This is a genomic window from Nocardioides sp. NPDC047086, from assembly GCF_040643685.1.
Lineage (GTDB): Bacteria > Actinomycetota > Actinomycetes > Propionibacteriales > Nocardioidaceae > Nocardioides.
The window spans coordinates 127,665-153,777 of sequence record NZ_JBEYUV010000004.1 but is presented as its reverse complement, the minus strand read 5'-3'; the positions used below and the strand labels follow the sequence as shown (position 1 = coordinate 153,777).

The window sequence follows — 26,113 nt, the reverse complement described above, 5'->3', positions numbered from 1 at the left end:
TATTCCACGAAACCCCTTGGCGTCGGCAGGCCCTGTTGTGCCAACGTACGTCAGGTGTCCGGGGCGCTGCATTCACAGATGAGCCTCTACGCCGCGATCGCGTCCAGATCCTTCCGCCGCTACTCCACCTACACCGCGGCCACGCTCGCCGGGATCTTCACCAACTCGGTCTTCGGGATCATCCTCAGCTTCGCCTACCTGGCGCTGTGGGAGCAGAACCCGTCGGCCGGTGGCTACCAGGCCGACCAGGCGGTCACCTTCGTCTGGATCGGGCAGGCGCTGCTGATGACGATCGCGCTGTGGAGCGGCGGATCGACCGACGACCTCGCCGAGCGGATCCGCAACGGCGACATCGCCGTCGATCTCTACCGTCCGGTCAGCGTCCTGGGCTGGTATCTCGCCGCCGACCTCGGCCGGGGGCTCTACCACTTCGCGACCCGCGGCGTGGCGCCGACGATCATCGGAGCGCTGCTCTTCGGGCTGGTCGTGCCCTCCCCCGCCGGGGCCGTGGGGTTCCTGGTCAGCGTGTTCCTCGCCGTCGTGGTCAGCTTCGCGGTCCGGTTCCTCTTCGCGGCCAGCGCGTTCTGGCTCCTGGACGGGACCGGGCCGCGCGTGCTGCTGAGCGTGCTCGCCACCTTCTTCAGTGGGCTGACGCTGCCGCTCAACCTCTTCCCCGACGGCCTGCGCCAGCTCGCGCTGGCGCTGCCGTTCGCCTCCTACATCCAGACCCCGGCCGACATCTGGCTGGGCCGCCGCACCGGCCTCGAGATGCTCGCCGCGATCGGGCTGCAGGTGCTGTGGGCGGTCGTCCTCCTGGGGACCTGCGCGCTCGTGCTGCGCGCCGCGACCCGCAAGGTGGTGGTCCAGGGTGGTTGAATCTCGACAGGATCGATCACCCGCGACAGATGCGGTCCGCTCCTACTGGCTCATCGCGCTGCTGTGGATCCGGGCGTCGATGGCCTATCCGGCCTCGTTCTGGACGATGACGGTCGGTGGCGTGCTGATCACCTTCCTCGACTTCGTCGCGATCTGGCTGATGTTCAGTCACCTCGACACCTACGGCGGCTTCACGCTGCGCGAGATCGCCCTGCTCTACGGGGTCACCTCGATCGCGTTCCGGGTCGCCGACATGCTGGTCGGCAGCGTGGAGAAGATCGGACAGAAGGTACGCACCGGGGACCTCGACGCGATGATGACCAAGCCGGTCCCGGTGCTGGTGCAGCTGTGCGCCGACCGGTTCGAACTGCGCCGGCTCGGCCAGATCGCCCAGGGAGTCGCGGTGTTCGCGTGGGCCGCGCCGATCGTGGAGTGGACCCCGCAGCGCCTGCTGGTGCTGGTGGTGGCCCTCGTCTCGGGTGTGGTCATCTACTTCTGCGTGTTCGTGATCTTCTCGACGATCCAGTTCTGGACCACGGACGCCTCCGAGTTCGCCAACGCCTTCACCTACGGCGGCAACACGATCATGCAGTACCCGATGACGATCTTCCCGCGCGAGGTTGTCCGCTCGCTGACCTATCTGCTGCCCCTGGCCTTCGTGAACTGGTATCCGTGCCTGTTCCTGCTCGGCCTCCACGACCCGTTCGGCGCACCGGACTGGTTCCGCTTCGCCTCGCCCCTGGCCGCGCTGGTGCTGGTCGGCCTGACCACCCTCGTGTGGCGTCAGGGGCTTCGTCATTACCGATCCACGGGGAGCTGACATGGCACTGATCGAGGTGCGGGACCTGTCTCGCGAGTTCACCATCCGGAAGCGGGCGGGTGGGTTCCGGCGTACGTCGGTGGTGAAGCAGGCCGTCCACGACCTATCCTTCGAGGTCGACGCGGGCGAGATGGTCGGCTACATCGGGCCCAACGGAGCGGGGAAGTCGACCACGATCAAGATGCTCACCGGCATCCTGGTGCCCTCCGGCGGGTCGGCACGGGTGGCGGGCCTGGAGCCGTCCCGCCAGCGCCGGGAGCTGGCCCGGCGGATCGGGGTGGTCTTCGGGCAGCGTACGTCGCTGTGGTGGGACCTGCCGCTGCGCGACTCCTTCGAGCTGCTGCGACGGATCTACCGGATCGGTGACAAGACCTTCCGCCGCAACCTCGAGGACCATGTCGCGCTGCTCGACCTCGGCGACCTGATGGACACCCCGGTGCGGCAGCTGAGCCTGGGCCAACGGATGCGCGGTGACATCGCCGCGGCGCTGCTCCACGACCCCGAGATCCTCTATCTCGACGAGCCGACCATCGGCCTCGACGTCATCTCCAAGGGGCGGCTGCGGGAGTTCCTGCGAGCCCTCAACCACGAGCGCGGCACGACCCTGATGCTCACCACGCACGACCTGCAGGACATCGAGGCGCTCTGCGACCGTGTCATCGTCATCGACCACGGCACTGCTGTCTTCGACGGCCCGCTGCCCTCCCTGCGAGCCAACGGCGACGCCTCCCGCACCCTCGTCGTCGACCTCGTCGACGAGGCCTCCCCGATCGCCATCGGGGGCGCCCGGGTCGTGAAGGTCGAAGGCCCTCGCCAGTGGCTCGCCTTCCCCGCCGGCGCCTCCGCCGCTCCCCTGGTCGCACAGGTCGCGGCCGCCTATGACGTCGCCGACCTCTCCATCCACGAGCCAGACATCGAGGACGTCATCCGGCAGCTCTACTCCCGCTGAGTCGGCTCATCTTGACCAAGATCCCCGCCGAGTCGGCTCATCTTGACCGAGATCCCCGCCGAGTCGGCTCGTCATGACGAGCCGACTCGGCGATCTGGTTGGTCAGTTCGTGCCGACTCGGTACGGCTGAGCCGGCAGCGAGGCCGATGTCCCGAGGCCGGCGAGATTGTGCTCCAGGCGGTCCAGGAGCAGGCTGACCGACGCCGAGGCGACCGCGGTGTCGGGGTGGCGTACGCGGACGGCGAGGCCGGTGTGGGTGCGAGAGAACCAGATCTGGAGGTCGTCGGCCAGCGTCGAGGCGGAGATGTGCTGGGCGGCGCGGTCGAGGTGGGCCGAGCCGCCGGGGACGTGGCGGTAGTCGACCCAGGAGACGACGAAGACGTCGCTGCGGGTCTGCACCAGCGGCTCGGCGAGGGAGCCGAGGACCTGGTCGAGCGGCACCGACCCGAGGCGTACGCCATGTCGGACCGCGTCGCCGGCCTCGGCCAGACCCAGATCGGTGAGCGAGGCGGGCACGGTGAGCGGGACGGTGGTGGTGTACCAGCCGAGCGAGCGGGTCACCGGTCCCGCGGAGCGGGTGGAGACCGGAGCCATCGTCTCCAGCCGGTCACCGCCGCCGAGGTCGCAGATGGCGGTGGCGAGGGCCGCCAGGACGGCAGCGTACGTCGAGGCTCCACTGTTGCGGGCGCGGGCGCCGATCCGGTCCATCAGGTCGGCGTCGGCCAGCGGAGCCACCGCGGTGGCCTGGGCGGCCCGCTCCCCCGGCTCGAGACCGAGCGGCAGCGGGAAGGTCGGCAGGCGGTGGCCGCGGCCGCCGAGGAACTCGCCCCAGCCGCGGAGCAGCGGGTCGTCGTCGGAGACCCTGGCGGGGCCGTCGGAACCCTGCGAGACGGCCTCGAGGAACGAGGTCACCGGCGGCAGCGACGGCTCCTCGCCGCCCTCGGTGAAGGCGGCGTAGAGGTGGGCGAGCTCCTCGACCGCGACGGCGACCGAGTGGGCGTCGCAGTGCAGGTGGTCCATGCCGAGGACGATCGTGGAGCGGTCGGGGCGGGAGATCGCCGCCGGCAGGAAGGCCGGGTAGGCGAAGGGGCCACACCGCTCGTCGAGGGCGCCGTGCAGCGCAGCCCGGGTCTCCTCGACGGTGCTGGTGTGACCGACGGTGGTCACCGACCAGGTCAGCGTGCCGGGGTGGTGCCGGCGCGCCTGGAGCCCTTCGGGTCCGGCGAGGACCTCGAGCTGCAGGCTGCCGTGGCGGGCGAGGAAGGCCCGCCAGGTGCGCGAGAGCGCGACCGGCTCGATGGGACCGTCGACGTCGAACGCGGCCGCCAGCCAGACGGTCGGCGCTCCGGCCATCGCACCGGCGAGGTGGTTGCGCTGGTTGAGCGAGAGCTCGGCGGGCGCACCGTGGGCCGGGGCGGAGAGGTCCCAGCACAGCAGCGTGCCCGGCCGGGGCTCCCACAGGTCAGCGGTCGTGACCAGCATGTCCGGTCCCGATGATCTGCTCGCCGGTCTGCTCGATCGACACATCCACCGGGCGCACCGGCAGGCCGAGGTCGGCGAGCACGTCATGGAGCGCCTCGAAGAAGGTCGCCACCGCCCGTCCGCCCTGCTCGGTGTCGGGGCTCTGGGTGGCCAGCTCGAAGCGGTCGGCGAACCGGTTGACCCACAGGCTCGCGTTGGCGGTGCGGCCCTCGCCGGTGAAGTGCAGCCCGGTCTCGAACGGGGTGGTCCCGGCACCGGGGAACTTGCGTACGTCGAGGTAGGAGACCATCTGCGGGCTGGCCAGCTCGGTCGGCGCGAGCACGCCGCGGGCGACCATCGCACCCAGCGCCACGTGGACCGGGGTGCGGGCCAGCTCGCGGGCGGTGCCGAACGCCTTCTCCGCCGCGAGCACGGTCTCGGGGAAGGTCTCCCCCAGCGGCATCGAGACGGGCGCGAAGTTGCAGAACCAGCCGTGCGACATCGCGGTCTGCTGCGTCCGGGTGCCCAGCACGGTGATCCCGAGATAGTCCGAGCTGCCGGTCAGACGCTGCTCGGCGTGGGCAAGGAGCGCGAAGACGCCGCTGGTGAACCGGCCACCGGCGGTACGGCACAACGACTCGAGCGCGTCCACCGCCTCGCCCTCCAAGGCGGTCCACCGCCGGATCCGGACCGGCACCGTCTCTCCCTCGGCCAGCCCCAGCGAGACCGGGAACCGCGGCAGCCGCCCGTGGTGACGCGAGACGATGTCGGCCCACTCGCGCACCGCCGGTGTCTCGGCGTCGCACCCGGCGGCGAGCTGCCGCTCGGCGGCGGCGTACGTCACGAAGCTGTCGGCCTCCGGCAGGTCCGGCGCTGCAGCCCCCAGAGCTTCGGCGTAGGCGGCACCGAGCTCGGCGGGGACCATCAGCTGCGAGGCGCCGTCGGTGAAGGCGTGGTCGCAGCCCCAGAAGTAGGTGAAGCCCTCCTCACGCACGATCGCGCCGAGAAGGAACGGCGTCCAGGAGTCGGGGCGGCACTGCTCGTCCCACAGGCCGACGAGGAGGTCCTGCCAGCCACCGGACCAGTCGGCCGGCGCCTCGACCTCGACCGCCTCGAAGGCGATCGCGTCGGCAGGCACGAGGTGTCGCACCGGCTCCGCGCCGGAGAGGTCGAACCAGGTGCGCAGCCCCTCGTGTCGGCCGACGAACGAGGTCAGCGCCTCGAGGTAGGCCGCCTCGTCGAAGGCCACGTCGAACTCGCCGCAGGTCCCGGTCCAGGCCCGGTGCACGCCGCCGGAGGCGACCTTGGCCCGGTAGGCGCCGAGATGGTCGGCCTGCAGGAAGGACGGGGCTCCAGGAGAGACCGGTGCGGCCTCGGCCGCCGCCCGGGACTCCGCCGTCGGACGCAGCACGACCACCCGGCCGGGTGCCGGAGCCAGCTCCGCGAGCGCCCCGATCCTCATCCGGTTCCCTCCAGCCCAGCGGTCTCGGGCTGCGCGATCTCCTCCAGGAGCGCGCTCATCCCGCCGATCAGGTCGCGCACGACCCGTTCGGCGGCGACGGTCTCCGGGTAGCGCGTGGAGACGTTGAGCCCGTCCCGGTCACGCACGAGCCACAGGTAGACCTCGTCGTCGGCACGGACGGGGGCCCGCAGCGTACGGGCGTCCCAGTCGTTCCAGTGCTCAGCCCCGGGGATGAAGCGGGTGTCGACGAAGGTGACCACGAAGTGCGGAGCGTCGTCGACGCCGAGCAGGTCGGCGACCCGCGCGAACGGCTGCGGCACCAGCGGCTTCGCCGCGCCGAGGGCGGTCTGGACACGGGCGGCGACCTCTGGCAGCGTCTGCGCGCCGGTGATGTCGAGGGTGATCGGGACGAGGCCGACGTACCAGCCGACCGCGGCGGCGTGCTCGGCGGTGTAGCGGGTGTGCATGGGGGCCACGAAGCGCATCCGCTCGACACCGTGCCGGGCCCGCAGGACGTACGCCATCGCGCCCATCATCCCGGCCTGGAAGGAGACGCCGGCGCTCTTGCACAGCTCGCCCAGGACGCGGGCCTGGCGGGGGCCGCCGAGCCACTGCGACAGGCTGGCCTGCGGCAGCGGCTCCACGCTCGTCGTGGGTAGGTCGGTGATGCCCGGGACCGGGAAGTCGGCGAAGCGCAGGGTGCCCTCAGGAGTGGTCAGCCAGTCGCGCCAGACCCGCACCGACTCGCTCTCCAGCGACATCGCCTCGCCGGTGACCCGCTCCTCGGCAGCGTGGTCGAGGTGGCTGCCGGTGGTGGCCGAGGCCAGCTCCGTGAACGGCTCGCCGGCCAGCGCCTTCTCGTAGAGCGAGGCGATCTCCTCGAACCAGAGCAGCTGGGAGTAAGCGTCCATGACGCCGTGGTCGGCGCCGAAGACCAGGGTGAAGCCGTCGGCGTCGGCCACCGTCGCGAAGACCACGTAGGGCCAGGCCGAGGGGTCGATGTGATCGGCGAGGAAGTCCGAGAGGCGGCCCCGGGCGGCCCCGCCGTCGAAACGGCCGAGCGCGGTGGTGGTCACCGACACGTCCTCGGGAGCGACCGCACGACGCCGCCGGCCGCCCGGGGTCTCCTCGACGGTCCCGCGCAGCGCCTCGTGGCGTCCGATCCAGGCCCTGAGCGCGAGACCGAGCGCGGTCGCGTCGAGCTGCCCGCTCAACCGCATGATCGAGCCGATCCAGGATCCTGCCTCGGCGGTGTCGAGGTGCAGCTCGTGGTTGTGGGACAGTCGGCGGTCGTCGTCGACCCAGGTGCCCGGCTCCGCGGTGGGGATCCACGCGGTCACCTCGCCCGGGGGTACGTCGTACGCGGACAGCTCGGTGTACTCCATCGGAGGTGGAGTTCCTCTCTGAGGTGGGGGGCTCATTGCGGCAAAACGTCATCTCGGGGACCCCGAACGAACCTCAAGAACGCCGTAGCCCGAGAAGGCGACCCGCCTGGGGACGACAGCGATGTCGTCCCGTGTCGCGGCCTATTGTGCACACAGGTCCGCAACCGAATTCGACCGCCCCCGGACGTGGGAATCGCCACACTTCTTAACTGCCCCCGGGGGTTTACATGCCGTATCAACTCCGATTGACTCCTCCCCCTGCGCGCGCTCTTCACACGCTTCTGCCCTATCTCGGAGGACTCCCCCATGCCCGCCGCCACTCGTGCACCGATCGACAACTCCGGCCGTCTGCAGTTCGCCGACGACCTCTTCGCCCGGCGCCATCGCGGTCTCGGAAGTCCGATCGCCAACCAGTGGATCTGGCGGCTCAACAGTCCTTACGACGCCGACCGGCTGCGCTACATCGCGGCCGGGCTTGCCGAGGGCGGGCTGTCGCGGAAGCTGCACCGGGCGAAGTTCCCCGGAGCCCGCGACCTGTGGACCAACGCCGACCGCGAGCCGTCGCTCGAGCTCTACGAGGACATCCTCCCCGTCACCGAGATCACCGGCTGGCTCCAGGAGCGTCACAGCGACCACCTCGACCCGCACGAGGGCCTGACCTACCGGCTCACCGCGATCAACCTCGACGACGGCACCTCGGTCGTCTCGATGCTGCTCGCCCACGCCGTCGGCGACGGTGGCTCCGTTCTCGATGCGGTGTCCCGCGCCTCCCGCGGCGAGCCGCTGCGGCTGCCGCCCGCGCCCGCGAAGGGATGGCAGCGCCTCCGTGCCGAGGCCGCCGACAGCCGCGGGCAGTGGCGTGCCGTCCGCGACTGGACCAGGGCCCGGCGGCAGGCGAAGAAGGACGGCACCGCGGCCCTGGCCACCAAGGCGCCCCGCATCTACCCGGAGGCCACCCCGAACCCGTCGCCGGAGACCTGGCGGATGCCGCGGATGCTCACCGAGTTCGACACCGAGACGATGACGAAGATCGCGGCCGAGCACGGCGGCTCGACCAACGCCTGGTTCATCAACGTGGTCGCCGACCTGCTCGTCCGCATCGACCACGTGCCGGTCGACCGGGGCGACGTCCCGGTCTCCCTGCCGATGAGCGACTTCCAGCCCGGGGACGTACGCTCCAACTCGACCCGCGTGGCCATGGTCGAGGTGCCGCGCGACGTGCTCGACCGTCGTGATCTCGCCGAGATCAAGAAGCTCTCCAAGGCGGCCTACATCCGGCTCGGCCAGGCCGGCCCGGGGCTGGTCCCGGTGCCGCTGGCGATGATGCAGATGCTGCCCGACGCCGTGCTCGACAGGCTCCCGCAGCCGCCGGCCGCCGCGTGCATGGCCTCCAACCTGCCTCAGCTCCCCGACGACTACCGCTACGCGATGGGCGAGGACGTACGCCTCGTGGCCGGGCTCGCGGGCTACCAGAACGCGACCGCCCAGGATGCCTACGACGTCGGCGGCGGGATCATCTCCTGGCTGATCCAGTCGGGACCGCGGACGACGCTCAACCTGGTCGCCGCCGAGCCCGACCGCGTCCCCGATCTGGACGTCCTGAAGAACCTGGTCGTCGAGGAGCTCGGCTCGTGGGGTCTGAGCGTCGAGGTGTGGTGACGTGCCCGAGCCTGTGATGCTGCCCTCGCTGCCGCCCGCGAGCCTCGGCGCCCGCTCGGCACCGTCCGCTCCCGAGCGCACCAACCGGCTGACGTACGACGACGAGGTCTTCCTCCGCTCCGCGACCGTGATCGGCGTCCCGGTCGTGGGCCAGACCGCCTGGCGGTTCCCCACCGAGATCCCGGCCGAGGCGGTCCAGGGCGTCGTCGACGAGCTTGCCCGGGGACCGCTCAACCGCCTCGTCGTACGTCCCACGGCGCTGGGTGCCCGCTCCCGCTGGGTGCCGGCGACGAGCGCCGAGCCGGTGCGCCTGCGCCCCGGCCGGCTCGCGCCGGACCAAGTGATGGCCTGGCTCGACAGCACCGCCGATCAGGTGCCGTTCGACCCGGTGCGGGGCCCGCTGTGGGCGTTCTTCGTGGCCCGCACCACCGACGGTGGCACGGTCGTGGCCTACAACGCCTCGCACGTCGTCGCCGACGGCGGGATGAAGCTCGGAGCCGTGATCGCGGCCGTACGCCGCCAGCCCCTGCCCCGGCTCCCGCTCGACGAGGTGGAGCCCGAGGTCACCCGGCGCGTCGACCGGCGCGATGCCCGGACGATGGCCCGTGCCGCCGCCCGCGGCCTCCGGGCGGCCCGGAGGGCCGGGAAGCCTCCGGTCCTCGAGGCGCAGTCCTCCGAGAGGCGGCCGGTGCCCGGCCCGCGGCCCGATGACGACGTGGTTCACGAGGTCGCCTTCGCCGGCGCCGACTGCCCGGTCGCGGAGTGGAACGCGGCCGTCGAGCGGGCCGGTGGCACCTCCAACGCGCTGCAGGTCGCGATCTCGGTCGAGGTGCTGCTCGAGGCCGGCATCGTCCGCCCGGGTGAACCCGTGAAGATGTCGCTCCCCGTCTCGCTGCGCGGCGAGGGCGACCTGCGCTCCAACGCCACCTCGGGCGTCTCGATCGCGGTCGAGACCGAGCTGCGCGACGGTGTCGGCCGGGTCACCGACCTCGCCCACATCCGGGAGCGGTCGAAGCAGGAGTTCTCCGCGTTGTTCAAGGGCACCCGTCCCGATCCGATCGCCCACATCGCGCCGCTGGCGCAGATGATCCCCGACCGCGTCGCGAAGTCGCTGCTCAAGAACGTCGTCACCCCGCTCGGCCTCGCCTCCAACCTGGGCCGTCCCGACCCCGACTTCGTCGCGCCGTTCGGGGTGGCCGCCGACTCGATCGTCTTCCGCGGCCTGGCGCTCGGGGCGACCCGCGGCGAGCTGCGGCGGATGCGCGGCGGGGTGACCTCGTGGTGGTCCGAGGTCGGCGAGACCTGCAACCTCGGCATCCGAGCGCTCGACCCCGACGCGATCCCCGACTCCGAGCGGCTGAAGGAGATCGTGACCGACGTCTACGGACGTTGGGGCCTGGTTCCTTCCTTCTGGTGAGAGGATGCGGTCATGACGATCGACGTACTCGGTGAGCCCTACACCGCGGAAACCATCGAGCTCGCGGACGACTTCGAGGGCACGGTTGTGGCCACGCTGGTCAAGCGGCCGGCAGACGGCGACGCCAAGGGCGCCGTGCTCTACGTCCACGGCTTCTCCGACTACTTCTTCCAGAAGGAGTACGCCGAGTGGTGGACCGCGCGCGGCTACGACTTCTACGGCCTCGACCTGCGCAAGTACGGTCGCTCGCTGCGTGAGCACCAGTCGGGGACGTACGTCGGTGATCTCGTCGAGTACTTCGACGAGATCGATGCCGCCTGGGAGCGGATCACCGAGCGCGACGGCCATTCGCGCATCATGCTCAGCGCCCACTCCACCGGTGGGCTGACTGTCTCGCTGTGGGCCGATGACCGCCAGCCCGACGCGTTGGCCGGGATGGTGCTCAACTCCCCGTGGCTCGACCTGCAGGGCTCGTTCCTGCTGCGCGAGGTCGCCACCCCGGTGGTGCGCCGGATCGGCCACCGGGCCCCGATGCGCGAGCTCGGCCGCGACGTGAGCGGCTTCTACACCATGTCGCTCCACGTCGAGCACGACGGCGAGTGGGAGTTCGACCTCGGTCTCAAGCCGGTCGGCTCCTACCCGATCCGGCTCGGCTGGCTCAAGGCGATCCGAGACGGCCACTCCCGCCTCCACCGCGGCCTGGACGTGAAGGCGCCCGTGCTGGTGCTCTCCTCCGACCGCTCCAGCAAGCCGAAGGCGATGGGCGAGCTCGTCCACTCGACCGACATCGTGCTCGACGTGCGCCAGATCCGCCGCTGGTCGACCGCGATCGGCAGCCATGTCACCTACGTCGCGGTCCCCGGCGCGAAGCACGACGTGATCCTGTCCCGCCCTGAGGTCCGCAAGCAGGCCTACGCCGAGATCGAGCGCTGGCTGGCCGCCTACGGCGTCTGAGCCCGCGTCACTCGAGGGTGGCCTTCGGTCCCGTGAACCAGGTCCGGGCCGAGACCGCCCACCAGATCGCGAGGACGACCAGCGAGCCGACGGTGAGGATCGGTGCGCAGTCGACCGACTCCCAGGAGAAGTCGTCGCTGGTGATCCAGCCGGAGGGTACGAACGGCAGGATGAAGTAGACCGAGATGACCGCCATCTCGGCGACGGCGACCAGGTTGAGCCACTTGTAGTGCGGGCCGAGGTTCCACTCCCCGGTCTCGAAGGAGTCGCCTGCCCTCCAGCGCAGGAAGATCGGGGTCGCGAAGGCGAGGTAGAGGCCGATCACGGCGACCGAGGTGATCGCGTAGAAGGCCAGCGGGATGCCACCGACGCCCCACAGCGCGGGGAGGGTGATGACCGCGCCGACGACCGCGACCAGCAGCACCGCGTTGATCGGGACCTTCCGGGTCTGGTCGACCTTCGCCCAGAGCGAGGAGCCCGGCACTGCGCCGTCGCGGGAGAAGGCGTACGTCATCCGGGAGGCGCTGGTCAGGCAGGCGGTGGTGCAGAAGAGCTGCCCGGCGGTCGAGATCAGCAGCACCACGAAGTGCCAGGAGGTGGGCAGCGCCTGGCCGAAGATCACGTCGACCGCGCCACCGCCCTCGCTCACGCCCTCGGGATCCTGCACGGCGAAGACGAACGCCAGCAGCAGGACGTACCCGCCGACGGCGGAGTAGAAGATCGAGCGCCAGATCCCCTTGGCCGCGCCGTCGGCGGCACCCTGGGTCTCCTCGGAGAGGTGTGCGGAGCCCGTCCAGGATCGAGGTCGCGACGGCGGCCGGGCCGTCGGTGGGATGGTTCGGCTGCAGCCGGGTCGACAACCGTCCCCGCAGGCCCATCGTGGTGCGGAACCGGGTCACCACCTCGGTCGCCGCGGCCACCGCGATCAGGTCCTGGTTGCGCATGATCTTCGAGACGGCCGCCACCATCTCCGGCGTCAGACCGGGCGCGACGGCGGTCAGCGCCGCGGTGTCACGGCGCTGACCACGTCGAGCAGCCACTCTCTGAGGCCACCCACGCTCAGGCCGCTGACCTGCGCGAACGCGTCCTCGTCGTGCGTCTCCAGGATCAGCCGGGTGACGTCGTCCGACTCGGCGGGCACCACCTGCTCCTCGAGGAAGGTGCTCAGCGGCAGATCGGCCAGGACCACCTGCGCCGCGACCCGCTCGGTGTCGGACCGTGCCGCGCACCCGGCGAGGACGTCGCCGGAGCGCAGCGGCGTCGCCCGTGCCATCACCTCCACCAGGCCGTCGAACTCGAAGCCGTGCCCGTGGAGACTCTGTCGGTAGCGCATGAGATCAACGGTAGAGCCGCAATATTTCCGCGATGTGGCTCTGGAGCATGAACACCGTGGGCCCGGGTACCAGGGTCGGCGGAGGAGATCAGACCGTATCGATCTGGAGGTTCTCATGACCCAGGCACTGCACGGCAAGAAGGTCGCCATCCTCGCCGCGGACGGCGTGGAACGCGTCGAGCTCGAGCAACCCCGCGAGGCCCTGAACGCTTCCGGCGCCCAGACCACGCTGCTGTCGGTCCACGATGAGGAGATCCAGGCCCGTGAGAGCGATCTGAACCCGGCAGGCACCTTCCCCGTCGACGGCCTGGTGGCCGACGCCACCGTGGCCGCCTACGACGCGTTGCTGCTCCCCGGCGGCACGGTGAACCCGGACCAGCTGCGGGTGGACCCTGACGCCGTCGCCTTCGTGCGTGACTTCGTGGACAGCGGAAAGCCGGTCGCCGCCATCTGCCACGGGCCCTGGACGTTGATCGAGGCCGGCGTGGTCAAGGGTCGGACCCTGACGTCCTACCCGAGCATCCGTACCGACCTGCGCAATGCCGGCGCAGAGGTCGTCGATCAGGAGGTGGTGGTCGACGGCAACGTGATCACCAGCCGTTCACCCGATGACCTGCCCGCGTTCTGCGACGCGCTCGTGGCCGAGCTCGGGGCAGCACGCGCGGCCCGATGACGGGTTCGCCTGAGGTTGCGGTGATCGGGGGCGGCATCGTCGGCCTCTCGACGGCTCACGCGCTACGTGAGCAGGGCGTCGGAGTGCGGCTGTACGAGACCGGTCTGCCCGGTCACGGCCAGTCCGCGGGCGAGTCGCGGATCTTCCGGCACGCGCACGACGACCCGCGGCTCGTCGCGTTCGCGCGCGAGAGCCGCGGCGTGTGGGCCGAGTGGGCCGAACGGTTCGGCGTCGAGCTGGTCTCCTCAGACGGGGTGGTGGCGATCGGTGAGAACGCGCTCGCCCGGCTTCGTGTGCTCGACCGTGTCGGCGGCGTAGCCGCGCGTGCGATCGACTCGGACGAGCTCGCCGAGCGGATGCCGCTGCTCGCCGGGTACTCCGGCCCGGCGGTCCTCGACGAGGCGGGCGGCGCGATTCGTACGCGCGCCGCCATCAAGGCGCTCACGGATCAGCTCGGGGACGCCGTGGTGACCGGCGAGGTGATCGCGATCGAGCCCCGCGACAACGGAACGGTCGAGGTGCGCAGCGTCAACGACCGCGCGGCCTACTCGAAGGTGGTCGTGTGCGCCGGGCGCGAGACCGCCCGCCTGGCGCGGAGCGTCGGCCTCTCCCTCCCTGTCCGCCTCGCCGCCCACGTACGACTGACTTTCGCCGTGAAGGGCGCCGCCCCGGAGCGGGTGGCCTGCCTGCAGGACGGCAGCGGCGACTTCGGCGAGGTCGGCGTCTACGCGACGCCGCTGCCGGGCAACGGCCGCTATGCGCTCGGGCTCAGTGAGACTGTCGGCGTCCGCGACGACGGGACGTTCATCGACCCGGCGGCAGTCCGATCCCTGGACGAACGCGCACGCGAGTACGTGGCACGGGCGCTGCCTCGCCTCGACCCCGAGCCGCAGGAGTTCGTCCACTGCTGGGTGACCGACCTCCCCTGGAGCGAGGACGGCATAGCCGTCTGGGAGGCGGATCAAGTCCTCTTCGTCGCCGGTCACAACCTCTTCAAGCAGGCACCGGCGCTGGGTCGTGCCCTCGCCAGGGCCGCGACCGGCGACGGTCTCGCCTCCGACCTCAGGCCGGAGGCGCATCTCGGCCAACCCCAGCAGTAGCTCGCGGGTGGCTCTCCCGGCACCGCAATGGTCACGGTAGAGCCACAATATGTCTGCCGTAGGAGGGTCGGAGGGGCGGCGTACCACGGCCACAAAGGCGGAACAACACGCGCACCGACCGGACACAGTACGGCCAGGAGTCACCCTCGGCGGGTCGGCCGAGGTCCCCCGGCGAACGGAAAGCAAAGACGGCGCGCGTTAGGGTGCTGTGGTCCCGAACCCAACCGGAAGGACAACAGTGTGACTTCTGAGAAGAAGACAGACAGTCCGAAACATTCCGACCATCACAGTTCCTCAGCCCTCATCAAGTCGCCCACGGGCGAGGTCGTCCCCCACCCCGCGCTGGACCTGCCGATCTCGAGCGAACAGGAACAACGCAAGGGAATCGACTGGGTCGTCTTCGGCATCGCGGCGGCCATCGCCATCGCGTTCATGGCGTGGGGTTTCATCAACACCGACGGCATGGGCAAGATCGCCGGCGACGCGCTCGCCTGGGTGCTGGACAAGGCCGGCTGGTTCTTCGTCCTCACCGCCAGCGGCTTCGTCATCTACATCGTCTGGCTGGCCGTCAGTAAATACGGAAACATCCCCTTGGGTCGTGACGACGAGAAGCCGGAGTTCAACACGGCGTCCTGGATCGCGATGATGTTCAGCGCCGGTATGGGCATCGGTCTGATGTTCTACGGCGTCAGCGAGCCCATCTCGCACTTCGTCACTCCGCCGCCAGGCACCGGCGAAGCCGGCAACCCCGAGGCCATCCAGCACGCGATGGCGACCACGATGTTCCACTGGACGCTGCACCCGTGGGCGATCTATGCGGTCGTGGGCCTGGCGATCGGCTACGGCGCCTACCGCAAGGGCCGCGTCAGCCTGATCTCCTCGGCCTTCACGCCGCTGCTCGGCAAGAAGACCGTCGAGGGCCCGACAGGCAAGGCGATCGACATCTTCGCGATCTTCGCGACGCTGTTCGGCTCGGCCACCTCCCTCGGCACCGGCGCGATCCAGATCGAGTCCGGCCTGCAGATCGTCGCCGGGCTCGGCGAGGTCGGCAACAACGTGCTCATCGGGATCATCGCGGTCCTGACGGTCTGCTTCGTGATCTCCGCCGTCTCGGGCGTGGCCAAGGGCATCCAGTGGCTCTCCAACATCAACATGGTGCTGGCGTTCCTGCTGGCGCTGTTCCTGTTCGTGGTCGGCCCGACGGTCTTCATCCTCGACCTGATCCCGACCTCGCTCGGCACCTACATCGGCGACCTCGCCCAGATGTCGGCCCGCACCGGCGTCGGCGGCGAGGAGACCTCCGCCTGGCTCGGCTCCTGGACCGTCTTCTACTGGGCCTGGTGGATCTCGTGGACGCCGTTCGTCGGCATGTTCATCGCGCGGATCTCGCGCGGGCGCACCATCCGGCAGTTCGTCGCCGGCGTGCTCCTGGTGCCCAGCGTCGTCAGCATCATCTGGTTCTGCATCATGGGTGGCACCGCCATCGACCTGCAGCGTGACGGCACCGTCGACATCGCCGGTCTCGGCGGCGTCGAGTCGCAGCTGTTCACCACCCTCGACCAGTTCCCGCTGGCCACGGTGATGAGCATCCTGGTCATGGTGCTGGTGGCGATCTTCTTCGTCTCCGGCGCCGACGCGGCCTCGATCGTGATGGGCACCCTCTCCGAGCACGGCTCGGAGGAGCCGAGCCGCTCGACGGTCGTGTTCTGGGGTGTCGCGACCGGTGTCGTGGCCATCCTGGGCCTGATCGCCGGTGGCGCGGACGCGCTGTCCGGTCTGCAGACGATCACGATCGTGGCGGCGCTGCCGTTCACGGTGATCATGGTCGGGCTGGCGGTCTCGCTGCAGCGGGACCTGGCCCATGACCCGTTGATCGTGCGTGGTCAGTACGCCGCGGACGCGGTCGAGCAGGCCGTGATCACCGGTGTCACCGAGCACGGCGACGACTTCGCGCTCGCGGTCGTCGAGGACGACCACAGCAACGGCACCACGCCGGCGTCTTCCGTCGTCGCCGCCGACGACAAGGCCTGATCCTCGGGTCCTGAACCTGATGGCGGGGTCCTCCGGGACCCCGCCATCAGTCGTCTGTCAGCGGTGCTCCGGAGAAGGTCTCCAGGGTGACGAACTCCTCCACCGCCTGCCTCCGCAGCTTGGTGAGCTGCTTGACCGGCTTGCCCATCGGGACGACCGCGGCGACGGCGTACCCCTCAGGGGCGCCGAGCAGCTCGAGGACCGCCGGCTCCTCGGCGACCGCCATGGTGGTCATCACCCCACCGAAGCCCTCGTTGCGCGCGGCGAGGAGCGTGTTCCACACCAGCGGGTAGACCGAGCCGCCGGAGACGACACCCACCCGGTCCAGCTCGGAGTCGATAGAGGCGACCGCGCCGAGGTCGACGAGGAAGACGAGCACGACCGGGGCCGTGAGCAGCGGCTCGGTCATCGAGCGTGGCACCCGGGTGCCGGCGATCTGCTCCTCGCTCACCGCCGTCGGGTGCACCGTGTTCCACGGCATCTCCCCCGCCTTGTGCTGCGCGATGTACCTGCGGGCCCCCGTCGCGGTCAGCTCGACCAGACGCTCGCGGGTCGCCTGGCTGCGTACGACCACGACATGACCGCCCTGCCGGTTGCCGCCGGAGGGCGCGAACCGGGCGTTGTCGAGGATCCTGGCGAGGATCTCGTCGGGCAGCGGGTCGTCGGTGAAGTCGCGTACGGCATGGGTGGTCCGCATCGCGTCGTAGAGCTCCATGGGACCATCCCATCAGACTCAGCCGACCAGGAAGGCCACCAGGGCGGTGATCCCGACGACCACGATCACGCCGCGGAGCACGTTGGGCGGCAGCCGGCGGCCGATCCTCGCGCCCAGCAGACCACCGATCGTCGCGCCGACGGCGATCAGGGCGGCGATCTGCCAGTCGACGTCGGCCACGAGGGCGAAGATGAGCCCGGAGATGCCGTTGGTGGTCGCGACCAGGATGTTCTTGAGCGCGTTGAGGCGCTGCAGCGACTCGGCGACGCCGATGCCGATGATCGCGATCATCAGCACGCCCTGAGCGGCGCCGAAGTAGCCGCCGTAGACGCCGAGCATCGCGACCGCCGGCCAGACCCACCAGCGCTGGCCGCCATCGTCGGGCAGGTCGCCGTGCCGTTCGGCGACCCAGCGAGAGATGCGCGGACCGGTGATCACCAGGACCACCCCGAGCCCGATCAGCACCGGGACGATCGCCTCGAAAGCTCCCGCGGGCAGCACCAGCAGCAGGATCCCGCCGACCGCGCCGCCGATGAGTGCGGCGACCCCGAGCCGGAGGATCCGGCCGCGCTGCCCGGCGAGCTCGCGACGGTAGCCCCAGGCGCCGGCCAGTGAGCCCGGCACCAGGCCGATCGTGTTGGACACGTTGGCGACGACCGGAGGTACGCCGAAGGCCAGCAACGTCGGGAAGGTGATCAGCGTCCCGGAACCGACGGCGGCATTGATGGTGCCCGCCCCCACCCCGGCGATCAGGATGAGGGCGGACTGGAGAGGATCCACCTAGGCGGTCGGCTCGGCGGGGGGCTTCGGCCGGTTGGGGGCCTCTGCCTGCTTGGCCTCGGCGAGCGCCTCCTGGACGGCGGCGGCCGCGGAGGACTGCTCGAGGTCGACCGTCGGCTCGGCCGAACCCATGTCGACGCGCTTGACGGGGCCCTCGACCTCGTCCGGGATGCCCTGGAGGCTGTTCATCGTCGAGCCGAGGCCCTCGAGGGCCTTGCCGATCTCGCTCGGGACGATCCACACCTTGTTGGCGTCGCCCTCGGCGATCTTCGGCATCATCTGCAGGTACTGGTAGGCCAGCAGCGACTGGTCGGGGCGGCCGTCGTGGATCGCCTGGAAGACGGTCTGGATGGCCTGGCCCTCACCCTGGGCCCGCAGGATCGCGGCCTCACGGTCGGCCTGCGCCGCGAGGATCTGCGACTCGCGCTGACCCTCGGCGTTGAGGATCGCGGACTGCTTGTTTCCCTCCGCGGAGAGGATCGCGGACTGGCGCTGACCCTCGGCAGTGAGGATCGCGGCGCGCTTGTCACGGTCGGCGCGCATCTGCTTCTCCATCGCGTCCTTGATGGACATGGGCGGGTCGATCGACTTGATCTCGACGCGCTTGACCTTGATGCCCCAGCGACCGGTGGCCTCGTCGAGGACGATCGAGAGGCCGGAGTTGATCTGCTCACGGCTGGTCAGCGTCTCCTCCAGGGTCATGCCACCGACGATGTTGCGCAGGGTGGTCATGGTGAGCTGCTCGACGGCCTGGATGTAGTTGGCGATCTCGTACGTCGCCGCCACCGGGTCGTTGACCTGGAAGTAGATGACCGTGTCGATCGAGACGGTCAGGTTGTCCTCGGTGATCACCGGCTGCGGTGCGAACGCGACGACCTGCTCACGCATGTCGATCATGTAGCGCACCTTGTCGACGAACGGGATCACCGCGTTCAGGCCGGGGTCACGCTTCGACTGGAACTTGCCGAAGCGCTCCACGATGCCGACCCGCGCCTGCGGGATGATCTTGATCGTCTTGGCCAGCGTGGTGATCACCAGCACCGCCAAGATGACCAGAAGGGCCAGGATGATGCCACCCATTGCCAATCAGTCCTTGTCTAGATGTAGTTGCCCGGGAACTACGGAGTCCCGAGCTCCGGAAGAGGATGGACGTACGCCGTCGCACCCCTGATCTCGAGCACCTCGACCAGCGTGCCGGCCGCGATCACGAGCGTCTCGTCATAGGGCTGAGCGGTCCAGAGCTCGCCCTCGAGCTTGAGCTGTCCAGGCTTGTGGGCGCTGATCTCGACGGTCGAGACGGCCTGGACACCGATCAGCTTCTGCGCGCCGATCTGGATCTCCGGGCCGTTGTGGAGCCGCCTGGCCAGCCCCGGACGTACGACCGCGAGCATGGAGACCGAGACCGCCAGCGCGACGATCGCCTGGATCACGAAGCTGTCGGTGAACGCGCCGGTCAACGCACCTGCGAAGGCACCGGTGGCGAGCATCAGCAGGATCAGGTCGAGGCTGAAGAGCTCTCCGACGACGAGCAGAGCTCCCAGTGCCGTCCAGAGGGCCCAGTCCCAGTCCTGCCAGTCCATGGGCGTCACCCTATCCAGACGCGCCACACGTTGTGGGGAGGTTCGGGTACCGACTTCTTAACGTTGCGCTACCGGGTGTGGCGGGCGCGACGCTTGGCCCAGTAACGGCCCTCGCTCGCCTCGAGCTCGAGCGGCATGCCGAAGGTCTTGGAGAGGTTCGCCGCGGTCAGCGTGTCCTCGATGAGCCCCTGGGCGGTGATCCGGCCCGAGCGCATCATCAGGACGTGGCTGAAGCCCGGCGGGATCTCCTCCACGTGGTGGGAGACGAGCACGGTGGCCGGGCTGTCGGGGTCGTAGGCGAGCGTCGACAGCGTGGAGACGAGGTCCTCACGACCGCCCAGATCGAGCCCGGCGGCGGGCTCGTCGAGGAGCAGCATCTCGGGGTCGACCATCAGCGCACGCGCGAGCTGGACGCGCTTGCGCTCGCCCTCGGACAGGGTCCCGAAGCTCCGCTCACCGAGGTGTTTGATGCCGACCTCGATCAGCAGTTGCTGGGCACGGTCGTGGTCGAGGTCGTCGTAGCGCTCACGCCAGCGCCCGACCACGCCGTAGGAGGCGCTCACCACGACGTCACGGACGAGCTCGTGGCGCGGGATCCGGTCGGCGAGCGCGGCGGAGGTGAGACCGATGCGCGGACGCAGCTCGAAGACGTCGACGCGGCCGATCTGCTCGCCGAGGATCTTCACGACGCCCGAGGTCGGGTGGAGCTGGGCCGCGGCGGCCTGGAGCAGCGTGGTCTTGCCGGCGCCGTTGTGGCCCAGGATGACCCAGCGTTCATCCTCCTCGACCACCCAGCTCACAGAGTCGAGAAGGGCGTTGCCCCCGCGGCGTACGGTGACGTCGGTGAACTCAAGCACGGCTGCCATGGCGGCAAATCTATCGGCAGGGGTCGACGGGCTCCGGGATAGGGTGGGCGGCTGTGAGTGTCGAGGAATCAGAGTCGGTCGAGACCACCCCCGAGGCGCTGCGCCTGGCGTGGTGGGTGACCGCGTGGCTGCGCGGTGAGGCGGTCACCGACCTGGTGCTCGACGCGGTGATCGGGCCCGACGCGACCCACACCGTCAGCGGGCTCGCCGGGCTCGGGCTCGGTGGCGCCGAGGGGGTCGCGGACACCTTGGTGAGCGGGATGGGGCGATTGCGTACGGAGGGGGCGACCGCCGTCGGGGTGGCCTTCCCGGCCGAGGGCGACCCGGTCGGGCTGGGCGGGCCCCGGGACTTCAACGCGGCCGCGATGGAGGCCGGTGAGGCGGTGGTGGTCTCGACAAGCTCGACCACCGGGATCTGGATCGGGCTCGTACCGGTCCGTGTCGGCGCGGTCATCGAGTGGCAGGCGTACGCCGCCCAGCGCCGGCAGCTGCCCGATGTCGGTGAGGCCGACCGGGCCCTGCGGCTCGCCCTGACCGAGTCCGCGACCGCGCTCGCCGAGCTCGACGTCGCCCGGTGGCGCCCGGAGGTCGCCGACCGGCTGATGAACCTCCGCCACCGGCCCTCGCTGGCCGGGGCTCCCGGGGTGCCGGCGCGGTGCGTGGAGCTCGCGGCCCGTGGCGTACAGGCCCGGGAGATCGTCGCGGTGGCGCTGGAGGACGAGGGCGGTGCCGTCTCCGCCTCGGAGATGTTCCGCCGGCGAGAGGCGCTCGTCGGCCTCGACCGCGCCGCTCGGCGGGCGCTCACCGCGGCGGGTTCGCCCGAGGTGTGGCCGCCGAACTGAGACGCAGGCCCCCGCTCCACTATCCTTTGCAGCGATGACCGAGGAATTCGACGCGCTCGAGCGCCGTCCCGACACTCTGCTGATCACCCTCGCCGGAAACGACCGACCCGGGCTGACCTCGGCCACCTTGGCGACGCTCGCGTTGGCCGGGGTCGACGTGGTCGACCTGGAGCAGATCGTGCTGCGGGCGCGGCTCGTGCTCGGGCTCCTGGTGACCGCACCGGCCGACGCCGCGAGCACCGACGCGCTCAAGCACGCGATCGAGGAGACCGCCCACGCTCTCGACATGACCGTCGAGATCGAAGAGGGTGTCGGCGACACTCCGCGGGAGCCCGCCGACCGCGCCCGGGTGACGGTGCTGGGGCTACCGCTGAAGGCGGCCGCGCTCGCGTCGGTGACCCGCACGATCGCCTCGGCCGGCGGCAACATCGACCGGATCATCCGGTTGGCCCGCTACCCGGTCACCGCCTTCGATCTGCACGTCTCCGGCGCCGCTCCCGACGAGCTGCGCGTGACGCTGGCTGCCGAGGCCGCCGCCCAGGGTGTCGACATCGCGGTACAGCCCGCCAACCTGGCCCGACGCGGCATGCGTCTGATCGTGATGGACGTCGACTCGACGCTGATCGATGGCGAGGTGATCGAGATGATCGCCGCCCACGCGGGCTACGAGAAGGAGGTCGCCTCGGTCACCGAGGCGGCCATGCGCGGCGAGCTCGACTTCGAGGAGTCGCTCCGCGGGCGGGTGAAGTACCTCAAGGGCGTACCCGCCACCGCCTTGGACGAGGTCTATGCCGGGCTTCAGCTGAACCCCGGCGCGCGGACGATGGTCCGCACCCTGCGTCGTCTCGGCTACCGCTTCGCCATCGTCTCGGGTGGGTTCTCGCAGATCACCGACCGGCTGGCCGCCGACCTCGGCATCCACTACGCCCGTGCCAACGAGCTCGAGATCGTCGACGGGGTACTGACCGGCGAGGTCGTCGGCGAGGTCGTCGACCGGGCCGGCAAGGCCCGCGCGCTTCGCGAGTTCGCCGCCGAGATCGGCATCCCCGAGGCCGCCACCGTCGCCATCGGCGACGGCGCCAACGACCTCGACATGCTCGCCGCCGCCGGCCTCGGCATCGCCTACAACGCCAAGCCCGCGGTCCGCTCCGCCGCCGGGACCGCCATCAATGTTCCCTACCTCGACACGATCATGTATCTCCTCGGGATCTCCCGCGAGGAGATCGAGGCCGCCGACGCCGAAGCCGGCATCGTCACCCCCGCCCCTCCGCTCATCTGAGCGAGTCCATCCCAGCCGATTCGGTAGAAACGGCAGGCGAGTCTTCAGATGTGGCGTGCCGAAGCTGCAGTTGTGGCGTGCCGAAGCTGCAGTTGTGGCGGCCGGATCGGTAGTTGTGGCGATCGAGATCTCGGTACGCCACAACTACAGTCTCGGCACGCCACTTCTACGGTTTCGGCACGTCGGAGGCTTCGGCGGGTGGTCAGGGGCGGGCTACGTGGAAGGCGGTGACGGAGGCCTCGGCCTCGTCGAGCTCGGACCAGTCGCCGTCGTAGGTGAGTACGGCGACGGCGGCGGTGGGGAAGCCCAGGGCGAGCTCGTTGCCGGCCTCGTCGTCGCCCTCGCCGTCGTCGAGGAGCTGCACCAGCGAGAACACGGTGGGGTTGTGGCCGATCACCACGACCGTGGAGTGGCCGTCATCGACGGCACGGATCAGGTCCAGGGCGGTGGAGGTGCCGGCGGCGTACAGACCCTGGTCGTACTCCGCCGTCGTCAGGTCCCACGACGCCCCCACCGCGACGTCCTCCCAGGTCTGGGTGGTGCGGTCGGCCGCCGAGACCAGGGCGTAGTCCGGGACGACGCCCTGCTCGGCCAGCCACTCCCCCGCAGCGACGGCGTCGGCATGGCCGCGTTCGGTCAGCTGGCGCTCGTAGTCGGTGGGTGCCGACGACTCGGCCTTGGCGTGCCGCATGATGACAAGGGTCCGCATGCGGCAACCCTATGACCTCACGCACCCAGCGAGTGATAGCCCCCGTCGACGTGGACGATCTCACCGGTGGTCGCCGGGAAGAAGTCCGAGATCAGCGCGCAGACGGCCTTCGCGGTCGGTCCCTGGTCGGTGTTGTCCCAGCCGAGCGGAGCCCGGCTGCCCCAGCCCTCGTCGAGCTCCTCGAAGCCCGGGATCGCCTTGGCGGCGAGCGTCTTGAGCGGCCCCGCGGAGACGAGGTTGCAGCGGATCCCGTCGGGACCGAGATCGCGGGCGAGGTAGCGCGAGGTCGACTCGAGCGCGGCCTTGGCGACACCCATCCAGTCGTACGCCGGCCAGGCGACCGTCGCATCGAAGGTCAGACCGACGATCGAGGAGCCGGGAGCCAGGAGCGGCCGGGTCGCCATCGCGAGCGACTTCAGCGAGTAGGCGCTGACCTGGACCGCCTGCGAGACGTCGTCCCAGGGACCGTCGAGGAACTTGCCGCCGAGGAGCGTCTCGGGGTTGCCGTACGCGATCGAGTGCACCACCCCGTCGAGCCGCTCGACACCCTCGGCGCGGAGCGCGTCGGCGAGGCCGTCGAGGTGCTCCTGGTTGGTCACGTCGAGGTCGAGCACCGGCGGCTCCTCGGGGAGCCGCTTCGCGATCCGCTTGGTGATCGACAGCGCGCGGCCGAAGTTGGAGATCAGGACGCGGGCGCCCTGCTCCTGGGCCACCTTGGCCACCGCGAAGCCGATCGAGGAGTCCATCGTGACTCCCGCGACGAGAACAGTCTTGCCGTCCAACAAACCCATGATCAGTGCCCCATTCCAAGTCCGCCGTCGACCGGGATGACGGCCCCGGTCACATAACCCGCATCTGCCAACCACGTCACGGCCGAGGCCACCTCGTCCGGTGACGCGTAGCGCCCCAACGGCACCCGGTCCGTGATCGCCTTCTGCTGCTCATCGGTGAGCACAGCGGTCATCTCGGTCTCCACGAAGCCCGGAGCGACCACGTTGGCGGTGATCCCCCGCGAGCCCAGCTCACGCGCGAGCGAGCGAGCCATCCCGACCAGCCCGGCCTTCGACGCCGCGTAGTTGACCTGACCCGGGTTGCCCATCAGGCCCACGACCGAGGAGATGAAGATGATCCGCCCGCGGCGCAGCCGCAGCATGCCCTTCGAGGCACGCTTGGCGAGCCGGAAGGACGCAGTCAGGTTGGTGTCGATCACAGAGGCGAAGTCGTCCTCCGACATCCGGAGCACGAGGGTGTCCTTCGTGATCCCGGCATTGGCGACGAGGACCTCGACGGGTCCGTGGGCGGCCTCGGCGGCGGCGTACGCCTCCTCGACGGCGGCCGGGTCGGTGATGTCGCACACCAGGTCCAGAGCCCCGTCGGGAGCCCCGCCCTTGCGGGAGGTCACGGCCACGTTGTCACCGTTGGCCACGAAGGCCTCGGCGATCGCCCGGCCGATGCCGCGGCTGCCGCCGGTGACGAGCACCGAGCGAGGCGCAGGCGATGGACTCTGCCTTGTGGGGTTTTCACTGTCAGTCACAGGCGCGACGGTAGCGATTACTTCGGCGTACGACCAATGCCTTGGATTTGCTTGTGAGAACCATCCAAAGTCCTTCGGGGCGCCCCTGTTGGGACCACACCATTGACCGGGTGCCATCGGCCACGACCTAGACTGGCGGTATGTCCAAGGCACAACCGATCAGGATCACCACCGCGGGCCGTAGCCGTGCCGAGGACATCGCCATGCGCCAGAAGCGCTACGCCATCTCGATGTCGATCCGCTCGCTGTGCTTCATCGGTGCCGTGATCGCCGGTCTGGCCGGCATCGGCTGGCTGTGGCCGATCCTGATCGCGGCGGCCCTGATCCTGCCCTACGTCGCGGTCGTCATGGCCAACGCGACCAACACCAAGAGCGACGAGATGAACCTGATGGACTCTCCTTACGGCCCGCGCCAGCTCGAAAGCGGACGTGAGCAGCAGCTCCACGAGAAGGGCGAGCTCTGATGGGCGCGCTGGACTCGGACCTGTGCTCGGCCAAGGGCTGCCAGGACTCCGGTTCGTGGGAGCTGCAGTGGAACAATCCGAAGATCCACACCCCCGATCGGCGTAAGATCTGGCTCGCGTGCGAGGCGCACAAGGAGTCGCTCAGCGACTTCCTGGGCGCGCGCGGGTTCCTCAAGGACGTCGTCCCTCACTAGCTGTTTCACCCGGAGAGGTCGTGCGATGAACCCGATCCCCGTGCTCCTCGACTGCGACCCCGGCCACGACGACGCCATCGCGATCCTGCTGGCCCTGGGCAGCCCTCGCATCGACCTGCTCGGAATCACCACCACGTTCGGCAACTGCCGGGTGGAGAAGGCGACCTACAACGCCCAGCGGATCCTCGCGCTGGCGAAGCGGCCCGATGTCCCGGTCGCGGCCGGAGCCGCCGGACCGTTGGCCGGCGAGGCCCACATCGGCGACTTCATCCATGGCGCGACCGGGATCGACGGGCCCGACCTTCCCGAGCCGCTCGCGGCACCGGTCTCGACGGGGGCGGTCGAGTTCCTGCGTACGTCCCTGATGGCCGCCCCGGACCCCGTCACCGTCGTCGCCACCGGACCGATCACCAACGTCGCGCTGCTGCTGCGCGACCATCCCGAGGTCGGCCCTCGCATTGCCGAGATCGTGTTCATGGGCGGCTCGACCGAGCGCGGCAACACCACCCCGGCCGCGGAGTTCAACGCGTACGCGGATCCCGAGGCGCTCGACCTCGTCCTCGGCAGCGGCCTCCCGATCCGGATGGTCGGGCTCAACCTCTCCCACCAGGCGCTGGCCACCCCCGAGGTCGTCGCGCGGATGCGGGCGATGGATCATCCGGTCGGCCGGGCGTGCGCCGACCTGATGGGTTTCTTCGGCGGCACCTACTCCGACGTCTTCGACTTCGCCGCTCCCCCGGTCCACGACCCCTGCACCATCGCGGCCCTCATCGACCCAGGACTGATCAGCTGGCACAAGTCGTTCGTGGCCGCCGAGACCGAGGGCCGCTGGACCCGCGGCGCCACCGTCGTCGACGTCCATGACCGCCTCGGGGAGCCGCCCAACGCCCAGGTCGCGATCACCCTCGACGTACAGGCCTACTGGGACCTCGTCCTCGACGCTCTCGACCGCGTCGGCTCCTGACCCTGCCGAGGCGTCAGGTACGTCGGCCGAGGCGTCGCTCCGGACGGCCGAGAGGGCACCGCGGTG

Annotated in this window: 27 protein-coding genes and 1 pseudogene; 14 read left to right on the top strand and 14 right to left on the bottom strand. The window is 70.2% G+C overall.

Translation table 11 applies throughout. The annotated features are described in order from the left end of the window. The first annotated feature begins 78 nt into the window (after nucleotides 1-78). From ABZ796_RS05090 to ABZ796_RS05080, 3 genes are read left to right on the top strand one after another with little or no spacing between them, the layout of a single operon-like run. Nucleotides 79-876, top strand: a complete 798-nt coding sequence (locus tag ABZ796_RS05090; RefSeq protein WP_357335118.1) for an ABC-2 family transporter protein — start codon at nucleotides 79-81, stop codon at nucleotides 874-876. Beyond that, nucleotides 869-1,696, top strand: coding sequence for an ABC-2 family transporter protein (locus tag ABZ796_RS05085; protein WP_357335116.1), 828 nt, complete (start codon nucleotides 869-871; stop codon nucleotides 1,694-1,696). The genes ABZ796_RS05090 and ABZ796_RS05085 overlap by 8 nt, the downstream gene beginning before the upstream one ends. A 1-nt stretch (nucleotide 1,697) precedes the next feature. Next, nucleotides 1,698-2,645, top strand: coding sequence for an ATP-binding cassette domain-containing protein (locus tag ABZ796_RS05080; protein ID WP_357335114.1), 948 nt, complete (start codon nucleotides 1,698-1,700; stop codon nucleotides 2,643-2,645). 102 nt (nucleotides 2,646-2,747) lie between these two features. On the opposite strand, the gene ABZ796_RS05075 is transcribed toward ABZ796_RS05080, so the two are convergent. From ABZ796_RS05075 to ABZ796_RS05065, 3 genes are read right to left on the bottom strand one after another with little or no spacing between them, the layout of a single operon-like run. Then, nucleotides 2,748-4,127 (bottom strand): condensation domain-containing protein, encoded by a 1,380-nt coding sequence (locus ABZ796_RS05075; protein ID WP_357335113.1) that lies wholly within the window; start codon nucleotides 4,125-4,127, stop codon nucleotides 2,748-2,750. Next, nucleotides 4,108-5,568: a condensation domain-containing protein gene (locus ABZ796_RS05070; RefSeq protein ID WP_357335112.1), complete on the bottom strand. Its 1,461-nt coding sequence runs from the start codon at nucleotides 5,566-5,568 to the stop codon at nucleotides 4,108-4,110. The genes ABZ796_RS05075 and ABZ796_RS05070 overlap by 20 nt, the downstream gene beginning before the upstream one ends. Then, complete coding sequence (locus ABZ796_RS05065; RefSeq protein WP_357335110.1) at nucleotides 5,565-6,953, bottom strand: condensation domain-containing protein; 1,389 nt, start codon at nucleotides 6,951-6,953, stop codon at nucleotides 5,565-5,567. The genes ABZ796_RS05070 and ABZ796_RS05065 overlap by 4 nt, the downstream gene beginning before the upstream one ends. A 306-nt stretch (nucleotides 6,954-7,259) precedes the next feature. Between ABZ796_RS05065 and ABZ796_RS05060 the strand changes: the two genes are divergently transcribed. From ABZ796_RS05060 to ABZ796_RS05050, 3 genes are read left to right on the top strand one after another with little or no spacing between them, the layout of a single operon-like run. After that, nucleotides 7,260-8,612, top strand: coding sequence for a hypothetical protein (locus tag ABZ796_RS05060; RefSeq protein ID WP_357335109.1), 1,353 nt, complete (start codon nucleotides 7,260-7,262; stop codon nucleotides 8,610-8,612). A gap of 1 nt (nucleotide 8,613) precedes the next feature. After that, entirely contained in the window at nucleotides 8,614-10,029 is a 1,416-nt protein-coding gene (locus ABZ796_RS05055) for a hypothetical protein (protein ID WP_357335107.1), read from the top strand. Nucleotides 10,030-10,041: 12 nt separating this feature from the next. Next, nucleotides 10,042-10,983 (top strand): alpha/beta hydrolase, encoded by a 942-nt coding sequence (locus ABZ796_RS05050; RefSeq protein WP_357335106.1) that lies wholly within the window; start codon nucleotides 10,042-10,044, stop codon nucleotides 10,981-10,983. 7 nt (nucleotides 10,984-10,990) lie between these two features. Here ABZ796_RS05050 and ABZ796_RS05045 read toward each other — a convergent pair whose 3' ends face one another. From ABZ796_RS05045 to eutB (ABZ796_RS05035), 3 genes and pseudogenes are all read right to left on the bottom strand, one after another. Then, nucleotides 10,991-11,818: an amino acid permease gene (locus tag ABZ796_RS05045; RefSeq protein WP_357335229.1), complete on the bottom strand. Its 828-nt coding sequence runs from the start codon at nucleotides 11,816-11,818 to the stop codon at nucleotides 10,991-10,993. A 7-nt stretch (nucleotides 11,819-11,825) separates the two neighbouring features. Next, nucleotides 11,826-11,951, bottom strand: a pseudogene (gene eutB, locus ABZ796_RS05040) (ethanolamine ammonia-lyase subunit EutB); the annotation flags it as partial. A 29-nt stretch (nucleotides 11,952-11,980) separates the two neighbouring features. Continuing rightward, nucleotides 11,981-12,316, bottom strand: coding sequence for an ethanolamine ammonia-lyase subunit EutB (gene eutB, locus ABZ796_RS05035; RefSeq protein ID WP_357335104.1), 336 nt, complete (start codon nucleotides 12,314-12,316; stop codon nucleotides 11,981-11,983). A 115-nt stretch (nucleotides 12,317-12,431) separates the two neighbouring features. On the opposite strand from eutB (ABZ796_RS05035), the gene ABZ796_RS05030 reads away from it, so the two are divergent. From ABZ796_RS05030 to ABZ796_RS05020, 3 genes are all read left to right on the top strand, one after another. Then, nucleotides 12,432-12,989 carry a type 1 glutamine amidotransferase domain-containing protein gene (locus ABZ796_RS05030; RefSeq protein ID WP_357335102.1) on the top strand — a complete coding sequence of 186 codons (558 nt, stop codon included), beginning with the start codon at nucleotides 12,432-12,434 and terminating at the stop codon, nucleotides 12,987-12,989. Continuing rightward, on the top strand, nucleotides 12,986-14,089 hold the full coding sequence (locus ABZ796_RS05025; RefSeq protein ID WP_357335100.1) for an FAD-dependent oxidoreductase: 1,104 nt from the start codon (nucleotides 12,986-12,988) through the stop codon (nucleotides 14,087-14,089). The genes ABZ796_RS05030 and ABZ796_RS05025 overlap by 4 nt, the downstream gene beginning before the upstream one ends. 240 nt (nucleotides 14,090-14,329) lie before the next feature. Continuing rightward, a complete protein-coding gene (locus ABZ796_RS05020; protein WP_357335098.1) occupies nucleotides 14,330-16,120 on the top strand; it encodes a BCCT family transporter in 1,791 nt (596 codons plus the stop codon). A 46-nt stretch (nucleotides 16,121-16,166) separates the two neighbouring features. On the opposite strand, the gene ABZ796_RS05015 is transcribed toward ABZ796_RS05020, so the two are convergent. The 5 genes from ABZ796_RS05015 to ABZ796_RS04995 all read right to left on the bottom strand — a co-directional run bounded on the left by ABZ796_RS05015 (nucleotide 16,167) and on the right by ABZ796_RS04995 (nucleotide 20,061). Next, nucleotides 16,167-16,835, bottom strand: a complete 669-nt coding sequence (locus ABZ796_RS05015) for a nitroreductase family protein (RefSeq protein WP_357335096.1) — start codon at nucleotides 16,833-16,835, stop codon at nucleotides 16,167-16,169. Between the two features lie 18 nt (nucleotides 16,836-16,853). Continuing rightward, on the bottom strand, nucleotides 16,854-17,615 hold the full coding sequence (locus ABZ796_RS05010; RefSeq protein ID WP_357335094.1) for a sulfite exporter TauE/SafE family protein: 762 nt from the start codon (nucleotides 17,613-17,615) through the stop codon (nucleotides 16,854-16,856). Then, nucleotides 17,616-18,695, bottom strand: coding sequence for an SPFH domain-containing protein (locus ABZ796_RS05005; RefSeq protein ID WP_355021366.1), 1,080 nt, complete (start codon nucleotides 18,693-18,695; stop codon nucleotides 17,616-17,618). Between the two features lie 38 nt (nucleotides 18,696-18,733). Further along, on the bottom strand, nucleotides 18,734-19,195 hold the full coding sequence (locus ABZ796_RS05000) for an NfeD family protein (protein ID WP_357335092.1): 462 nt from the start codon (nucleotides 19,193-19,195) through the stop codon (nucleotides 18,734-18,736). Between the two features lie 68 nt (nucleotides 19,196-19,263). Further along, nucleotides 19,264-20,061: an ABC transporter ATP-binding protein gene (locus ABZ796_RS04995; RefSeq protein WP_357335090.1), complete on the bottom strand. Its 798-nt coding sequence runs from the start codon at nucleotides 20,059-20,061 to the stop codon at nucleotides 19,264-19,266. Between the two features lie 53 nt (nucleotides 20,062-20,114). Here ABZ796_RS04995 and ABZ796_RS04990 point away from each other — a divergent pair, with 53 nt between their 5' ends. Together ABZ796_RS04990 and serB are read left to right on the top strand one after the other, a co-directional pair. Beyond that, entirely contained in the window at nucleotides 20,115-20,903 is a 789-nt protein-coding gene (locus ABZ796_RS04990; protein WP_357335088.1) for a hypothetical protein, read from the top strand. A gap of 34 nt (nucleotides 20,904-20,937) precedes the next feature. Continuing rightward, complete coding sequence (gene serB / locus ABZ796_RS04985; protein ID WP_357335086.1) at nucleotides 20,938-22,182, top strand: phosphoserine phosphatase SerB; 1,245 nt, start codon at nucleotides 20,938-20,940, stop codon at nucleotides 22,180-22,182. A 202-nt stretch (nucleotides 22,183-22,384) separates the two neighbouring features. Here the strand turns inward: serB and ABZ796_RS04980 are convergent, their stop codons facing one another. From ABZ796_RS04980 to fabG, 3 genes are read right to left on the bottom strand one after another with little or no spacing between them, the layout of a single operon-like run. Next, nucleotides 22,385-22,891, bottom strand: coding sequence for a histidine phosphatase family protein (locus tag ABZ796_RS04980; RefSeq protein WP_357335084.1), 507 nt, complete (start codon nucleotides 22,889-22,891; stop codon nucleotides 22,385-22,387). Nucleotides 22,892-22,908: 17 nt separating this feature from the next. Continuing rightward, nucleotides 22,909-23,682, bottom strand: coding sequence for an enoyl-ACP reductase FabI (gene fabI / locus ABZ796_RS04975; RefSeq protein ID WP_357335083.1), 774 nt, complete (start codon nucleotides 23,680-23,682; stop codon nucleotides 22,909-22,911). A gap of 2 nt (nucleotides 23,683-23,684) precedes the next feature. Continuing rightward, nucleotides 23,685-24,425 carry a 3-oxoacyl-ACP reductase FabG gene (fabG, locus tag ABZ796_RS04970; RefSeq protein ID WP_357335081.1) on the bottom strand — a complete coding sequence of 247 codons (741 nt, stop codon included), beginning with the start codon at nucleotides 24,423-24,425 and terminating at the stop codon, nucleotides 23,685-23,687. A gap of 140 nt (nucleotides 24,426-24,565) precedes the next feature. Here fabG and ABZ796_RS04965 point away from each other — a divergent pair, with 140 nt between their 5' ends. The 3 genes from ABZ796_RS04965 to ABZ796_RS04955 are packed head-to-tail and all read left to right on the top strand — an operon-like array spanning nucleotide 24,566 to nucleotide 26,047. Next, nucleotides 24,566-24,889, top strand: a complete 324-nt coding sequence (locus ABZ796_RS04965; RefSeq protein WP_357335079.1) for a DUF3099 domain-containing protein — start codon at nucleotides 24,566-24,568, stop codon at nucleotides 24,887-24,889. Continuing rightward, nucleotides 24,889-25,083: an acetone carboxylase gene (locus ABZ796_RS04960; RefSeq protein WP_336737371.1), complete on the top strand. Its 195-nt coding sequence runs from the start codon at nucleotides 24,889-24,891 to the stop codon at nucleotides 25,081-25,083. Before ABZ796_RS04965 ends, ABZ796_RS04960 begins: the two co-directional genes overlap by 1 nt. A gap of 25 nt (nucleotides 25,084-25,108) precedes the next feature. Next, the gene (locus ABZ796_RS04955) at nucleotides 25,109-26,047 is read left to right on the top strand and encodes a nucleoside hydrolase (protein WP_357335077.1); all 939 of its coding nucleotides are present in this window, start codon (nucleotides 25,109-25,111) and stop codon (nucleotides 26,045-26,047) included. Nucleotides 26,048-26,113: the final 66 nt, after the last annotated feature.

What these genes read in the sequence shown, in the direction of transcription:
- ABZ796_RS05090 (WP_357335118.1), top strand. Translation starts at nt 79, where the DNA reads ATGAGCCTCTACGCCGCGATCGCGTCCAGATCCTTCCGCCGCTACTCC.
- ABZ796_RS05080 (WP_357335114.1), top strand. Translation starts at nt 1,698, where the DNA reads ATGGCACTGATCGAGGTGCGGGACCTGTCTCGCGAGTTCACCATCCGG.
- ABZ796_RS05075 (WP_357335113.1), bottom strand. Translation starts at nt 4,127, where the DNA reads ATGCTGGTCACGACCGCTGACCTGTGGGAGCCCCGGCCGGGCACGCTG.
- ABZ796_RS05070 (WP_357335112.1), bottom strand. Translation starts at nt 5,568, where the DNA reads ATGAGGATCGGGGCGCTCGCGGAGCTGGCTCCGGCACCCGGCCGGGTG.
- ABZ796_RS05065 (WP_357335110.1), bottom strand. Translation starts at nt 6,953, where the DNA reads ATGGAGTACACCGAGCTGTCCGCGTACGACGTACCCCCGGGCGAGGTG.
- ABZ796_RS05060 (WP_357335109.1), top strand. Translation starts at nt 7,260, where the DNA reads ATGCCCGCCGCCACTCGTGCACCGATCGACAACTCCGGCCGTCTGCAG.
- ABZ796_RS05050 (WP_357335106.1), top strand. Translation starts at nt 10,042, where the DNA reads ATGACGATCGACGTACTCGGTGAGCCCTACACCGCGGAAACCATCGAG.
- eutB (WP_357335104.1), bottom strand. Translation starts at nt 12,316, where the DNA reads ATGCGCTACCGACAGAGTCTCCACGGGCACGGCTTCGAGTTCGACGGC.
- ABZ796_RS05030 (WP_357335102.1), top strand. Translation starts at nt 12,432, where the DNA reads ATGACCCAGGCACTGCACGGCAAGAAGGTCGCCATCCTCGCCGCGGAC.
- ABZ796_RS05025 (WP_357335100.1), top strand. Translation starts at nt 12,986, where the DNA reads ATGACGGGTTCGCCTGAGGTTGCGGTGATCGGGGGCGGCATCGTCGGC.
- ABZ796_RS05015 (WP_357335096.1), bottom strand. Translation starts at nt 16,835, where the DNA reads ATGGAGCTCTACGACGCGATGCGGACCACCCATGCCGTACGCGACTTC.
- ABZ796_RS05005 (WP_355021366.1), bottom strand. Translation starts at nt 18,695, where the DNA reads ATGGGTGGCATCATCCTGGCCCTTCTGGTCATCTTGGCGGTGCTGGTG.
- ABZ796_RS05000 (WP_357335092.1), bottom strand. Translation starts at nt 19,195, where the DNA reads ATGGACTGGCAGGACTGGGACTGGGCCCTCTGGACGGCACTGGGAGCT.
- ABZ796_RS04995 (WP_357335090.1), bottom strand. Translation starts at nt 20,061, where the DNA reads ATGGCAGCCGTGCTTGAGTTCACCGACGTCACCGTACGCCGCGGGGGC.
- serB (WP_357335086.1), top strand. Translation starts at nt 20,938, where the DNA reads ATGACCGAGGAATTCGACGCGCTCGAGCGCCGTCCCGACACTCTGCTG.
- ABZ796_RS04980 (WP_357335084.1), bottom strand. Translation starts at nt 22,891, where the DNA reads ATGCGGACCCTTGTCATCATGCGGCACGCCAAGGCCGAGTCGTCGGCA.
- fabI (WP_357335083.1), bottom strand. Translation starts at nt 23,682, where the DNA reads ATGGGTTTGTTGGACGGCAAGACTGTTCTCGTCGCGGGAGTCACGATG.
- ABZ796_RS04965 (WP_357335079.1), top strand. Translation starts at nt 24,566, where the DNA reads ATGTCCAAGGCACAACCGATCAGGATCACCACCGCGGGCCGTAGCCGT.
- ABZ796_RS04960 (WP_336737371.1), top strand. Translation starts at nt 24,889, where the DNA reads ATGGGCGCGCTGGACTCGGACCTGTGCTCGGCCAAGGGCTGCCAGGAC.
- ABZ796_RS04955 (WP_357335077.1), top strand. Translation starts at nt 25,109, where the DNA reads ATGAACCCGATCCCCGTGCTCCTCGACTGCGACCCCGGCCACGACGAC.